Origin of the sequence: Clostridium pasteurianum DSM 525 = ATCC 6013, from assembly GCF_000807255.1 — a bacterium.
Classification (GTDB): domain Bacteria; phylum Bacillota; class Clostridia; order Clostridiales; family Clostridiaceae; genus Clostridium_I; species Clostridium_I pasteurianum.
Map to the genome: position 1 here is coordinate 1799748 of NZ_CP009268.1, position 15075 is coordinate 1814822.

A 15075-nucleotide genomic window follows, 5' to 3' on the forward strand; every position below is an offset into this window, starting at 1 on the left:
AAAATTATCTAGTACTTACAATACATACTATGCAGTGCTATTAAAGTTGTGATATATAAACTTTAATAAACTTACTTTTTAATTATTATGTGTGCATAATAGTTTTTTGTGAAAATATAATTTTATAAAGGGGGGAGTGAGTGTGAATAGTGTATATCCTTGGCTGTATTTAGATTATGCAGATAATATATGGAAATTTTGGGTAAATGATAATGGAGAATTACTTTACAATATTATGTATGAAGAGGGAAAATGGACCAAAGAAAATGTAATTGATAAGGATGTACTGGAGTTTACTGTTTATATTCAAGAAGTTGGGAAAATTAATATTGTGTATAGTAACTATAGAGGAGAATTAAAATATTGTACCATGAGACATAAACAGTGGATAGGAAAAATTCTCTACACTAGAGAAAGTGATAGATCTCAAATACAGAATTTAAAAATCCAGATAATAGGGAAAAATATGCATATTTTTTATATGCTTATATCAGAAGATGCAACAGATCATGGTATACTTATGCATTGTAAGTGGAACGGAAGAGAAACAGCTGTTAATGCTCTGCAGGATATTATATTACTGCCGAATGTAGAAGAGTATTACAAAGTCAGCCTAAGGGGAACAGAGAATCTTGATATGATATTTATTACTGATGAAGGTAATGAAGCCTCTGTATACTACTGCAGCTTTCAGAAAAATCAATGGACGCCTCTAAAAAGGCTTTATGGCATACAGGGAGAAAATATTAGTCTTCAAATTCTAAGTGATGAATCAGAAATAAGTATATTGAACAGATCTAAGGAGAATTCTGTATACATTTTAGATCATGTCACTATGGATATAAATGGAGTTATTAAAGGCTTTAGAGTCTATGATACTAATAATAAACTAATAGAGCCTATATTATTTACTGAAAGTAACATATTGTATTGCTGCTGGCTGGAGCAGGGTGGAATTTTCTATTCTATTTTTGATGGTGAAGGCTGGGGAGATGCAATGTGCATTGAAAGCGGCAGTGGAGTTCCATTACAAAAATACAATGCCTGTATTTTTCATAAAAAATATAATTCAATTGATGAAAGAGAAGTATATGTTACTGATGAAACAGATCTGTCTATTTACATTCCAAGTGAGTTTGTAAAGAGAACAAAGAATATATCAGAAGATCATGGCAATGAGGAGGCCTTTTCCCTTTCACAGCCCAATGATAAAATAAAGAATATAAAAATTGAACTCCATAGAACAAAAGTCATAAATAAAAATCTAGATAAAAAGCTTTCAGCATTAAATATGCAATTGCAGAAAAAACAAAGATTTATAGAGGAATATGAAGAAAATATTTCAAAGGTATTAAAGGATAAGAGGAAACTGGAGGAAAATTATAAGGCATATTTGGAAGTTCATGAAAATAGTCAGAAGGAGCTTCAAAGTATAAAAGAAAAACTCTTAGAAGAAAAAAGCCGTACAGATATAACAGAAAAAAGGCTGCAGGAAACTGAGGAATATAAAGAATCTCTGGAAAATCAAGTTAAAAAGTTTGAGGAAGAAAAGAATATGCTTCAAAAAGAAATGGAACGAAAAGTGCAGGAGAATATACGTCTTCAACAGGAACTGGAGATGGAAAAGAATCAATCTATTATGGATAGATTGCTAAGAAGAAAGTAATATATTCATATTACAACTTATTTTTCCCCGCATATACTGAAAGAGAGTATATAAATAATTTTATGTTTTAGGGGGATTTTATGTGATATATTTAGATAACGCTGCTACTTCTTTTCCGAAGCCCAGTGAGGTTTATGATGAAGTCTTAAATTGTATGAAAAATTATGCTGCCAACCCAGGACGAAGCTCCCATGATATGTCTATAAAGGCTTCATCAAAAATTGCAGAAACAAGACAAGAGCTCAGTACTCTTTTTAATATAGATTGTCCTTTTAATATAATTTTCACTTGTAATGCTACGGAATCTTTGAATATGGCCATAAAAGGTCTTTTTAAAAGCGGGAATCATGTTATAAGTACAGTAATTGAACACAATTCTGTACTTAGACCATTAAATTATTTAAATAAGGCTGGAGTAGAACTTACACTGCTGGATGTTAATAGAGAAGGTTATATTGATATAGGTGAACTGGAGAAAAGTATAAAGAAAAATACAAAAGCTATTATAGTGAACCATGCTTCTAATGTTTTAGGTACTATTCAGGATATAGAAAAAATAGGTTCTGTATGTAAAAAATATGGGCTTATATTTATGCTAGATGCATCTCAAAGTGCAGGTGTTGTTCCCATTGATGTGGACAAAGCTAATATAGATTTACTTGCCTTTCCTGGACATAAGGGCCTTTTAGGACCACAAGGCACTGGAGGACTCTTCGTAAGGGAAGGAATTAAATTAAATAATTTTATTGATGGAGGTACAGGGAGCAACTCCAGTTCTATGGATCAGCCGGATTTTTTGCCAGATAAATTTGAAAGCGGTACTCTAAATACTCCAGGAATTGCAGGATTGTATGAGGGAATAAAGTTTATAAAAAAGATAGGTATAGAAAATATTGAAAAGAGGGAAAGAGCACTAACAGAATATCTTTTAAGTGAATTAAAAAAGATTTCTTATGTTGAATTGTATGGATTAAATTCAGTTGAAAATAGGGCAGCTGTAGTATCTATAAATATAGATGGTATGGATAGCTCAACCGTTGGCTATATTTTAAATAAGAATAATATAGCTGTTAGAACTGGATATCATTGTGCACCTCTAATTCACCATGTAATTGGAACTAAGGAATATGGTACTGTCAGAATAAGTCCGGGATATTTTAATACGGAGAAAGATATTGAAAAATTTTTAGATGTTATTAAATCTATATACAAACAAAACTTATCTATTTAAGTTTAATGAAAATAAATTACTGAGTGGAATTTGATTCCGCTCAGTATATATAAGATAAAAATGCTGAATATTTTTTAGAATGGATATATTTGTAATTAATAATTGTAATTTATCTATATACATGAAAAATCTGTTCTAATATATTCATATCCATTATCAGTTCTTATTAATCTGTACACTCCATAAATTTTAACTTTATTGCTTGTTATCTCTGATAGAATATCTTCTTTATTTTTACTCCTGAAAATTATAGATTTACTGCATCCTGAAACTATTTTCGAGGGGGTTGAAATAAACTCAATATTTATTTTCTTTTTCATAAGTTCATTATATAAATAGGTTGCCTGGCTATTAGAGGAAATAACTATAATATATTTATCCTCATATACTTTCATGATATCCACTCCTAATTATTTGAAAGCTGTTCTGAAAAATGAAAAAAAGTATAGTTTCTTTAATATATAATATGTCAAAAGAAATTTAATGTTAGTGAATTGGAAAAAATTGCACCTCTGAGGTGTAATTTTTTCAATAGTTCCTATTTTTCAATATAAGTATTTTGTTGTATAATAAAAAACATAATGCTTTAGGAGAGATGATAATGGAGAAAATAGAACTACTGGCTCCTTGCGGTGGTATGGAAAGTGTCTATGCAGCAGTACAAAATGGAGCAGATGCTGTTTATTTAGGAGGAAGTAGATTTTCAGCAAGAGCCTATGCTTTTAACTTTGATGATGAAAAAATTATAGAAGCATTAGATTATTGTCATATTTATGGAGTTAAAGTTTATGTTACGGTAAATACTTTAATAAAGGATATGGAAATAAAGCCAGTATTAGAATATATAAAATTTTTATATACAATAGGTGTAGATGCATTGATAATCCAAGATGTAGGATTAGCTTATTTAATTAGAAAGAACTTCCCTGACTTTGAAATTCATGCATCTACTCAAATGACTATACATAACGGAGAGGGTGCCAAATATTTTAAAAATCTAGGATTTAAGAGAATAGTACTATCAAGGGAACTTACCCTTGAAGAAGTAAAATATATATCAACGGAACTCAATATAGAAACGGAAGTTTTTGTGCATGGTGCCCTCTGTATATGTTACTCAGGGCAATGTCTTATGAGTAGTATTATAGGAGGCAGAAGTGGAAATCGTGGACGTTGTGCTCAGCCCTGCAGGCTTCCTTACACTATTTTAAATAAAAATACTGGTGAAGAATTTAAAGGACATATTTTGAGTCCAAAAGATATATGTACTCTTGAAAATATAGAGGATATAATTAATAGTAAAACAGCATCACTAAAAATTGAGGGTAGAATGAAAAAACCAGAATATGTAGCGGGTGTGGTGAGCATATATAGAAGGGCTATTGATAGTGTATATAATAATAGTACTTTTAATTATGCTGCAGAGATAAAAAAACTTAAGCAGCTTTTTAATAGAGAAGGCTTTTCAAAGGCCTATATGTTTGGAAATACTGGAAAGGATATGATGGCCTATTCTTTTCCTAAAAATACAGGCTTATTTTTAGGCACAGTAAATAGTGATTCAACTGTTACATTAGAGGAAGATATAAATATAAAAGATGGCATAAGAGTTCAAGAAGATGGATTTATAGTATCAAAAATTATAAAGGGAAATTCAGAGCTTGAAAAGGCAAACAGAGGTGACAGGGTAAAGATTTTTCCCAATAACTATAAAGCCTTTGATAAACTCTATAAAACTCTGAATGTAAAACTTTTGGATATATTATATGATAGTTTTAAGGATCCTTATGGAAGAAAAATTAATATAGATATAAATTGCAAATTTAAAATTGGTAATCCTTTTGAAATATCCTGTAATTATAATAGAAAGATTTTTATGATTAGTGGTGATATGGTACAAAAAGCCATAAAAAAACCTGTAGAAAAGGTGAAACTAGAGGATAATTTAATGAAGACAGGTAATACACCCTTTAATATTAAAAATATTAATTTTACACACTATGAGGATGGATTTTTGCCTATATCAGCTATAAATGCTGCCAGAAGATTATTAATAGAACAAATTACAGAATATATATGCAGAAGAAGCAGAAAAAATTTTGATAAATCCATAGATTTTAATAGAGAAAAGAAGACAAATAAATCTATGGAAAAACTTCTAGTATCTGTAGAAAATTTAGAGCAGCTAAAGGCATGTATTGATTGGGGCATAAGGAAGATTATAATAGATTGTTTTGGCAGAAATTGTGATATAAATATAGATAGTTTAAGCAATGTGGAATTATATTTAAAAGTACCAAATATAATCAAGGAAGAATTTAATTATGTTTGCAGTATTATAGATAAGAACCTCCATAATATCAAGGGAATTGTTACTGCAAATGCGGGAATTATAAATAAATATTGGGGTAAATTATCTATAATAGGTGATTATAAGCTGAATATATTTAATAAGTATACTTTGGACTTTTACAGCAATGATTTGAATGGAACTTATATAAGTACTGAACTAAACAGAAATGAAATAATTAAAATCATAAAGAATTCACCTATTCCCTGTGGTATATTATTATATGGGAAGTTAGAACTCATGGTAAATCAATACTGTGCTATAGGCAGTTGCTTTGGCGGAAAATCTACTCAATCAGATTGTAATAATAAGTGTAATCATGGAGATTTTAAGATTAAAGACAGGAGAGAAGAAGAATTTATAATTAAGACGGATATATTCTGTAGAAGTCATATATATAATTCATATCCTTTAAATTTAATCTCAAATTTAAAGGATATGAGCTCTCTAGGGAATATTAACTATAGAATAGATTTCATAGATGAAGATAAGCAGGAAGTTAAAAGTATTTTAGAGGCTTATAGCAGTGGAAAATTTCAAGAGGAATTAAAAAAATTTACCCGTGGACATTATAGGCGAGGAGTTGAATAATATTGAATGAAAAAGCCTTAAGAGTATTAGAATATTATAAAATAAAAAATGAAATAAAAAAATATACGCAGACTAGTGCGGCTAAAGATATAATAGATAATCTTAAACCCTATGACAATATATTTGAGATGAAGGAACATTTGGAGGAGACCGAGGAAGCACTAAAGCTTTTAGCTAAAAAGGGATCAGCACCTTTTGAGGGAGCTTACGATGCAAGAGATGCCATAAGCAGAGCGGGAAAGGGTTCTACTCTTATGCCTGTGCAGCTCTTAAAGATATCAAATATACAAAAATGTGCCAGAAGATTTAAAGAGTATATATCTCATAATGAGGAAGAGGAAAGTTTTAGAGTAATAGAAGATATATGTGAAGGCATTGTGCCGCTGAGAACGTTGGAAAATTCCATATTTAACGCAATTATAGGTGAAGAAGAAATATCAGATAGAGCAAGCACTGTACTTTTTAATATAAGAAGATCTCTTAGAGATAAAACTGCTTCTGTAAAAAATAAGGTGAATTCCCTTGTAAGATCCTATTCAAATTTTCTTCAAGAGAATATCTATACCATAAGAGGTGATAGATATGTAATTCCTGTAAAAGCGGAATACAAGGCACAGGTTCCAGGTCTTGTACATGATCAGAGTTCTTCTGGTGCTACACTTTTTATTGAACCTATAGGACTTGTGAATTTGAATAATGAGATAAAAGAGATAATGCTTAAAGAACAGGCTGAAATAAGTAGAATATTAGAGGAATTATCACAAAAAGTCTATGAAAATATAGTTTTAGTAGAGAATAATGCCAGTATTGTATACGAACTTGATTTTATATTTGCCAAGGCTAAATATGCCAGCAGAATAAATGCCATAAATCCCGCGGTTAATGACAATGGAATAATTGATATAGTTCAAGGAAGACATCCCTTAATTAATCCAGAAAAGGTTGTAGCTATGGATGTATATTTAGGTCGTGATTTTACTTCTTTAGTAGTAACGGGGCCAAATACTGGAGGAAAGACAGTTACTCTTAAAACCGTAGGACTCTTAGAACTTATGGCTATGAGTGGTATACTTATACCTGCCAGGGAAAATTCAACAGTGAGCTTCTTTAAAGAGGTATTTGCAGACATTGGAGATGAGCAGAGCATTGAACAGAGTTTATCTACCTTTTCTTCCCATATGACTAATATAGTTAATATTATGGGAAAAGCGGACTCCAATTCTCTTGTATTATTTGATGAGCTGGGTGCTGGTACAGATCCTACAGAGGGAGCTGCACTAGCAGTAGCTATTCTTGAAAATTTAAGAGAGAGAAATACAAAACTTGCGGCAACTACCCATTATAGTGAATTAAAAGCTTACGCTTTAAAAACAGAGGGAGTTGAAAATGCCTCAGTGGAATTTGATGTGGAGACTTTAAAGCCTACTTATAGATTATTAATAGGTATACCGGGAAAATCCAATGCCTTTGAAATTTCAAAGAGGTTAGGACTTCCAGATTATATAATTGATGAAGCACGAAAAGGTATTTCTAGTGACACACTTAAATTTGAAGATTTAATTCAAACTCTTCAGGAAAAGAGTATAAAAGCTGAGGAAAATGCAAGAAGGTCAGAAATGCTGAAAAATGAGGCAGAAAAAATAAAAGAAAAATATGAAGAAAAACTGTATTCTCTGAATTCTTCTAGAGAAAAAGCTTTAAATGAAGGAAGAAGAGAGGCAAAAAATATTATTGCTGAAGCTAAAGAGGAAGCAGATAGAATATTAAAAAATATTAGAGAACTTGAAAGAATGGGTTATTCCTCAGGGACTAGAGCAAAGCTCGAAGAGGAGAGAAAGAAACTTAAAGAAAATCTTGAGAATGCAGAAGAAAGTGCTCTGAAGAATTCACAAAATCATAAGGGATTAAACCGAGTAAAAGAAGGTGAGGAGGTATATATACCTTCTTTAAATATGAAGGGAATTGTGCTTTCACAGCCAGACAGTAAAGGAGAAGTACAAATACAGGCTGGTATAATGAAGATAAATGTAAAACTTAAAGATCTTTCAAAGGGAAAAGAAAATACCTCTATTAATAAGGAGTTAAAAAAGATAAGAAAGAGAGAAGCTAAGCTAAATTTAAGACAAGTTGCTTCATCTATTGATTTAAGAGGGATGGATGGAGAAGAGGCTATGTATAATGTGGATAAATATTTAGATGAAGCTTATCTTGCGGGACTTAACTCTGTAACCATAATCCATGGAAAAGGCACAGGAGTTCTTAGAAATGTTATATCGGATATGCTAAAGAGACATAAGCATATTAAAAGCTATAGACTGGGAAACTATGGGGAAGGTGGTGCCGGAGTAACTGTAGTTGAACTAAAGTAGATTTTCTTTTTAATAGTGAATTTTTAGAAATTGTATTATTGCTGTAAAACAATTTATATAGACATTAAAAAGCACTATCAAGTTTATTTGTAAATAAATTTGGTAGTGTTTATTTTTATCTAATATTTATATTTTATTTACTACTTTTATTGATTCCACTTCTGGATCTTCTGTACCTTGTACATAAAGTCCCGCAGATTTAAGCCTTCTTAAATAGTCAACTATTTCTTTAGTTATAATTTCTCCAGGACATAGTATTGGAATACCTGGTGGATAAGCCATTAAAAATTCTCCGCTTATCATACCAATGCTTTCATTTATTGATATAGAAACTTTAGTACTATTAAAAGCCTCTCTTGGAATTATGATTTGCTCTGGTATAGGAGGAATATCTATAAAATCAGATTTTGCAACTCCTTTTCCATAATACTTTTTACTTATTTCCTTTAAAACTTTTATAAGATAGTCCATATTTTCTTTTGTATCTCCAAAGGAACCAACTATTAAAACATTATATAAATCAGACAATTCCATTTGAATATGATACTCCTCAGAGAGAATCATATCTAGATCATAACCTGTTATACCTAATTCTCTACAGCTTATAGTTATCTTTGTGGGATCAAAAGCATAGGCACCATTATCTTCAAGGATTTCTTTTCCAAAACAATAGAATCCAGGAATTTTATTTATTTCATTTCTAGTGTAAGTACAGAGATCTATTGCATAATCAAGAAGTTCTTTACCCTGTAATGCTATTTGCCTTCTGGCACAATCAAGAGAAGCCATCAATATATAAGATGGTGAAGTAGTCTGCATTATATTTAAAATTTGCTGCACTCTGCGCATATCTATTCTATCTGAACAAACATGGAGTAATGAGCATTGAGTGAGAGCTCCTATTATTTTATGAGTGCTTTGGGCGCACATATCTGCTCCTGCATTTATAGCAGATATAGGTAATCTATCATTAAATCCAAGATGGGGACCATGGGCCTCATCGACTATTAATGGTATATCATAGCTGTGAACAATCTTGGCAATTTTCTTTATATCAGTAGCCACACCATAATAAGTTGGATTAATTATTAAAACAGCTTTTGCATCAGGATTTTCTTTTAGTGTCTTTTCCACTGTTTCAGGAGAGACTCCATGGGCAATGCCAACCTCTTTGTCTAGTTCAGGCTGCATATATACTGGAACAGCACCACTTAAAATAATGCCTCCTGTAACTGATTTGTGAACATTTCTTGGTATAAGTATTTTATCATTATTGCTTACTACAGACATAATCATAGCTTCAATAGCCCCTGAAGTCCCATGTACAGATATATAAGAAGCTTTTGCTCCATAGGCATCTGCAGCTAATTCTTGGGCCTTTTTTATGGGACCAGTGGGATGATGAAGACTATCTACCAATTTAAATACTGTTACATCAATTTTAAAAGCATTTTCACCAATGAATTTTTTAAATTCACTATCCATGCCTTGACCCTTTTTATGGCCAGGTACATGGAAGGGAACTGTATCTCTATTTACATATTCCATTAATGCATTAAAAAGAGGAGTTTCATTTTGATTAAGTTTATACAACTTTGGATAGCACCTTCTTTCAATATATAAACTTCAAGTCTTTAAAAATAAGGCTTGACATAGGTTTTTGAAACAATACTTATTATAGTTTAAACCTAATTCAATTGCAATAAAAAAACTAGTATAAATGATAATAAATTTTATGTATACAATAAGTGAATAATTACAAGAATATATGTCAATAATAGAACAATATAGGAGGTGTATTTATGGAATTAATTAATGCTAATGTTAGAAATAAAAAAGTTAATCATGCTGCAAAGAAAAATAGAAAGAATGGCTTAATACCGGGAATAATATATGGAAAAAATGTAGAAAATACTTTGTTTGAGATAGGCGAATTAGAATTACAAAGAGAGATAGCAATAAATGGAGAACACGGTATTTTAGAGATAAACATAGATGGTGAAAAACACAAGACACTTATTAAAGAAATACAGAAAGATCCTATAAAACATAAAATTATACATATTGATTTAGAAGATCTGTCTGGAAATAGAAATTTTACTACTGAAGTTCCATTGAATTTTAATGGTGAAAGTAACATAAGAAAATTTGGAGGCATACTTCAAAAATCAAAAGACAGTGTGAAGATAAGATGTCAAGCAGATAACCTACCTAAGAGTATTGATGTGGATGTATCAAATTTAAGTTTTGGTGATACATTGAGAATAGCAGATATTGAGGCAAGTTCAGAAATATCTATTATAGATGATCTTAACAGTATAGTAGTTACTGTTACAGGAGCTAGTGGCGGAGATATACCTGACGAGGGCAATGAAGAAGCAATAGATGAAACAAATGAAAATCAATCTTCCACTGCAGATTCTGGAAATGTGTAAAATTCATTGTAATAGCAGGACTTCATAATGCATTTTAGTATTATGAAGTCCTTACTAGTTTTTGTAGAAGATGAGAAAAGACGAAGCTTTTTCTCATTTGATATTTCTTCTTTGAACTTTATACTTTGCCTTTTCCTTCGTCCTTTTCCACTATTACGAATTACATTTTCAATATAATTATTTAACAATGTATACCTCAAATAATAATTTACAAAATTTACATAAAAATATTGTAAATAAGAACAAATATCTATGTTATTTTATGGATTTTATAGTATAATAAAAATATTGAATTATAGAGGAGGTTACATGAATGACATTTAAAGATAATTATGAACAATGGTTAAAGTCAGACTATATTGATGAGGAAACTAAAAAAGAATTAAAGAGTGTAAAAGATGAAAAGGAAATAGAAGATAGATTTTATAGAGAATTGGAATTTGGTACAGGAGGACTGAGAGGGATTATATCTGCGGGAAGTAATAGAATGAATATATATACTATAGGTAAAGCAACTCAAGGTCTTGCTGATTATTTAAATAAAAATTATACAGGAGAAATTTCTGTCAGCATAGCTTATGATTCAAGAAATATGTCAAAAGAATTTTCAGAAAGAGCAGCATCAGTTTTATGTGCCAATGGAATTATAGTAAATTTATTTGAATCATTAAGACCCACACCAGTACTTTCCTATACAGTTAGACATCTAAAGAGCAAGGCTGGAATAGTTATAACGGCATCACATAATCCCAAAGAGTATAACGGTTACAAAGTATATAATGAAGATGGAGGACAGGTAACTGATAAGGCAGCTAAAGAAATACTTGATTGTATAAGTAAGATTACTGAATTTAAAAATGTAAAGGCTATAGACTTGGGAAAGGCAAAAGAGGAAAAACTTCTAAACATAATTGGTGAAGAGGTAGATAAAACTTATATAGATAAAGTTAAGGCTCTTACAATAAGAGAAGAATTAGTTAAAAAGAATGCTAAAGACGTGAAAGTAATATATACTCCTATTCATGGATCTGGTAATGTACCTGTAAGAAGAGTGCTTAAAGAGCTTGGATATGATAACGTATTTGTAGTAAAAGATCAGGAATTGCCAAATGGTAACTTTCCAACAGCACCTTATCCTAATCCAGAGCAGCCATCAGTATTTGAGCTGGCTTTAAAGATGGCAGAAGATATAAAACCTGATGTAATTTTTGGTACAGATCCTGATTGTGATAGAATTGGGGTGGTAGTAAAGGATAAATCAGGGGAATATAGAGTTCTCACAGGCAATCAAACAGGAGTACTTTTAACTCACTACATTATTTCCTCTTTAAAAGAGCTTAATAAGCTGCCTGAAAATGGAGCAGTTATAAAGACTATAGTTACTTCTGAAATGACAAGAAAAATTACTGAAGACTTCAATGTAGAGCTTATAGATGTACTTACTGGTTTTAAATATATAGGAGAAAAAATAAAAGAATTCGAAAAGACTGGATCAAATACATATTTATTTGGATTTGAAGAAAGTTATGGTTGTCTGGCTGGAACTTTTGTAAGAGACAAGGACGCAGTAATAGGTGCTACACTAATATGTGAGATGGTACTGTATTATAAAAATAAGGGATTAAGTCTTTATGACGCATTAATTGATCTTTATGAAAAATACGGCTTTTATAAAGAAAGTCTAGTATCCTTAGAACTTAAAGGTAAGGAAGGACAGGAAAAGATTCAAAAAGCTATAGAAAATTTGAGACATGAATTGGAACCTGCTATAGACGGAGTGAAGATAGTAAAGAAATTTGATTATAAATTGAGTAAAGAAAAGGATATTTTAAATAATACAGAAAGTGTAATAGAACTTCCAAAATCAAATGTACTTAAATTTATATTGGAAGATGGTTCTTGGTTTGTTGTAAGACCATCAGGAACAGAACCTAAAATGAAAGTCTATATGGCTACAGTAGGTAAAAATCTTTCAGATGCAGATGAAAAGATGGATAATTTTAATAAAGCCGTTATGGAAATAATAAATAAGGCATGTGAGAACTAAATATATTAAGGCCTATTTAGTATAAAAACTAATATTAAATATTTAATTTAAGAGAATTTATCTATTTAATAAATTGTAATTGTAAAAAATTATTTAAAATTAAGTGGGAGATTACATTAATCTTCCGCTTTGCTTTTTGCTGAAATTTTACCTATAATATTCTTACTGATTCTTTGCAAAAATGATTATATTTATTATTACTGGAAGGTGAATTTATGAAAACAAAAGTTGATTTTAAAGAAAAAGTTTCTAAACTTATATTTTTGGAATTTAAAAAGGAAAGCATTTTAAATATATTTAAAATAAATGTAAATGAAAATTTACATTTACCCGTTAGACCTTTAAGGGTAGCGGATAAAGTTAAAAAAGGAGAAAAATTTGAAAAAATACCTGTATCTTTCTTTATAGAAGGCATGTTCTATGTATTAGGTGGAGATGATAAATTTAAATTTAATGATGACTATATAAATATATTGAATAAAAATAGTGAAGAAGCCGTTAAATATGTAAAGGGGATTATTTTTGATGAAGTGAAAGGAGGATCCTATGAAGATTCCTATATATTATTGAAAGGGCTTTTAAAGATTGAAAAAAGTGAAGAGAATTATGATAAATCTATTATGATTTTAGAAAATCTAAGAAAAATTGATAAAAGCTTTGAGCAGGAAGAATTAGATTTATTAGATGAGGCAGAAAAGCTTAAGGGATATTATAAACCATATTTTTATAAGGCTGTTATATATTACGAAGAAAAAAAATATGATGATTCCTGGTTTTATATTAATAATTATATAGAAAAAAGTAAAGATAATTCCAAACAGGTTTTAGAGATAAAGCATGTACTTTCTAATATAAGAGAATATGATAAGGGAAAGAGTCTTATACATGATAAACCTAAGGAAGCATTAATGCATCTTATTCCATTATTGGATGAATTTTCTAATGATGCTCTGTTGAATTTTTATATAGCTGTAGCCTATAGAGTACTAGGCAACTATGAAAAAGCCATTTATTATTTAAATGAAGCTGTAGCTATTGATAGCAGCATAGTTGAGGTTATAAACGAACTTGGACTTAATTATGCTGCTCTTAATAATTTTGGCATGGCTATAAAATATCTTAGAAAAGCCTTTGAAGCCACAAAGTCTATAGAAGTTTGTACTAATTTAGTTATGTGTTATTTAAATAATGGAGATACTAAGCAGGCAAAATTACATTATGATATTGCAAAGAAGATTAATCCTAAAGACGAGATAGTACTTGAACTACATAAAATTTTTGAATAAAATTTTATGTAAAAGTTTAAAAATTAATTAAATATTTTAAAATTTAACAAGATACAAAGATGTATTTTATCACTGATTGTAAAACTTTTAGAGTCAGTATATAATAATATTAATGATATGAATAGTTAGGGGAGAAATTTTATGAAAGTAAAGAAAGCCATAATACCTGCAGCAGGATTAGGAACCAGGTTTTTGCCAGCAACAAAGGCACAACCTAAAGAGATGCTTCCAATAGTTGATAAACCAACTATACAATACATAGTTGAAGAAGCTGTTTCCTCTGGAATAGAAGAGATACTTGTGATAACAGGCAGGAATAAGAGAGCTATAGAAGATCATTTTGATAAATCTGTAGAACTTGAAAAGGAACTGGAGAGTCATGGTAAAGATGAACTGTTAAGTATAGTAAAGGATATATCAAACATGGCTAATATATATTACATAAGACAAAAAGAGCCTAAAGGGTTAGGCCATGCCATTAATTGTGCAAAGACTTTCGTTGGTAATGAGCCCTTTGCCGTCATGCTTGGAGACGATGTAGTGGATAGTAAAGTCCCATGTCTAAAACAACTCATTAATTGTTATGATGAATATAAAACTACAATTCTTGGAGTTCAACAAGTACCTCATAAAGATGTATCAAAATATGGTATAGTTGATGCTATGCACATAGAAAATTATGTATATAAAGTAAAAAATTTGGTAGAGAAGCCTAAAGTTGAGGAAGCTCCTACAGATATAGCTATTCTTGGAAGATATATTATAACTCCTCAAATTTTTGATATATTAAGTAAAACTGAGCCTGGAAAGGGTGGAGAAATTCAACTTACAGACGCACTAAAGATTCTTATGCAGTCAGAAGCTATGTATGCATATACTTTTGAAGGCAGAAGATATGATGTAGGAGATAAATTGGGATTTTTAAAAGCTACTGTTGAATTTGCTTTGAAAAGAGATGAACTTAGAGAACCTTTTATTAAGTATCTATTGACCTTAAGAGAAAATCCACAATTTAAAAGCTTATACCATAAAGATACAATTTAAATTTATTTTTTCACCGCTATATAAAATTTTTATATAGAAACACTAAATTCATATCA

The 15075-nt window shown here is 30.3% G+C and carries 11 protein-coding genes; 8 read left to right on the forward strand and 3 right to left on the reverse strand.

From position 1 onward, the window contains the following. The first annotated feature begins 142 nt into the window (after positions 1-142). Together CLPA_RS08165 and CLPA_RS08170 are read left to right on the forward strand one after the other, a co-directional pair. On the forward strand, positions 143-1666 hold the full coding sequence (locus CLPA_RS08165; protein WP_003443631.1) for a coiled-coil domain-containing protein: 1524 nt from the start codon (positions 143-145) through the stop codon (positions 1664-1666). Positions 1667-1748: 82 nt separating this feature from the next. Beyond that, the gene (locus CLPA_RS08170; RefSeq protein WP_003443633.1) at positions 1749-2897 is read left to right on the forward strand and encodes an aminotransferase class V-fold PLP-dependent enzyme; all 1149 of its coding nucleotides are present in this window, start codon (positions 1749-1751) and stop codon (positions 2895-2897) included. Between the two features lie 113 nt (positions 2898-3010). Here the strand turns inward: CLPA_RS08170 and CLPA_RS08175 are convergent, their stop codons facing one another. Continuing rightward, entirely contained in the window at positions 3011-3292 is a 282-nt protein-coding gene (locus tag CLPA_RS08175; protein WP_003443635.1) for a putative Se/S carrier protein, read from the reverse strand. Positions 3293-3498: 206 nt separating this feature from the next. Between CLPA_RS08175 and CLPA_RS08180 the strand changes: the two genes are divergently transcribed. Further along, positions 3499-5838 carry a U32 family peptidase gene (locus CLPA_RS08180; RefSeq protein ID WP_003443638.1) on the forward strand — a complete coding sequence of 780 codons (2340 nt, stop codon included), beginning with the start codon at positions 3499-3501 and terminating at the stop codon, positions 5836-5838. 2 nt (positions 5839-5840) lie between these two features. Further along, positions 5841-8207 (forward strand): endonuclease MutS2, encoded by a 2367-nt coding sequence (locus CLPA_RS08185; RefSeq protein ID WP_003443640.1) that lies wholly within the window; start codon positions 5841-5843, stop codon positions 8205-8207. A 126-nt stretch (positions 8208-8333) separates the two neighbouring features. On the opposite strand, the gene CLPA_RS08190 is transcribed toward CLPA_RS08185, so the two are convergent. Beyond that, positions 8334-9800, reverse strand: coding sequence for an aminotransferase class I/II-fold pyridoxal phosphate-dependent enzyme (locus CLPA_RS08190; protein WP_003443643.1), 1467 nt, complete (start codon positions 9798-9800; stop codon positions 8334-8336). A gap of 209 nt (positions 9801-10009) precedes the next feature. On the opposite strand from CLPA_RS08190, the gene CLPA_RS08195 reads away from it, so the two are divergent. Further along, positions 10010-10642, forward strand: coding sequence for a 50S ribosomal protein L25 (locus tag CLPA_RS08195; RefSeq protein ID WP_003443647.1), 633 nt, complete (start codon positions 10010-10012; stop codon positions 10640-10642). On the opposite strand, the gene CLPA_RS20820 is transcribed toward CLPA_RS08195, so the two are convergent. After that, positions 10609-10830 (reverse strand): hypothetical protein, encoded by a 222-nt coding sequence (locus CLPA_RS20820; RefSeq protein WP_143756571.1) that lies wholly within the window; start codon positions 10828-10830, stop codon positions 10609-10611. The two genes, CLPA_RS08195 and CLPA_RS20820, sit on opposite strands and share 34 nt — an antisense overlap. A 125-nt stretch (positions 10831-10955) precedes the next feature. Between CLPA_RS20820 and CLPA_RS08200 the strand changes: the two genes are divergently transcribed. The 3 genes from CLPA_RS08200 to galU all read left to right on the forward strand — a co-directional run bounded on the left by CLPA_RS08200 (position 10956) and on the right by galU (position 15019). Continuing rightward, positions 10956-12689 carry a phospho-sugar mutase gene (locus CLPA_RS08200; RefSeq protein ID WP_003443654.1) on the forward strand — a complete coding sequence of 578 codons (1734 nt, stop codon included), beginning with the start codon at positions 10956-10958 and terminating at the stop codon, positions 12687-12689. Between the two features lie 215 nt (positions 12690-12904). Beyond that, positions 12905-13975, forward strand: a complete 1071-nt coding sequence (locus CLPA_RS08205) for a tetratricopeptide repeat protein (protein ID WP_003443656.1) — start codon at positions 12905-12907, stop codon at positions 13973-13975. A gap of 141 nt (positions 13976-14116) precedes the next feature. Next, entirely contained in the window at positions 14117-15019 is a 903-nt protein-coding gene (gene galU / locus CLPA_RS08210; RefSeq protein WP_003443664.1) for a UTP--glucose-1-phosphate uridylyltransferase GalU, read from the forward strand. Positions 15020-15075 lie beyond the last annotated feature (56 nt).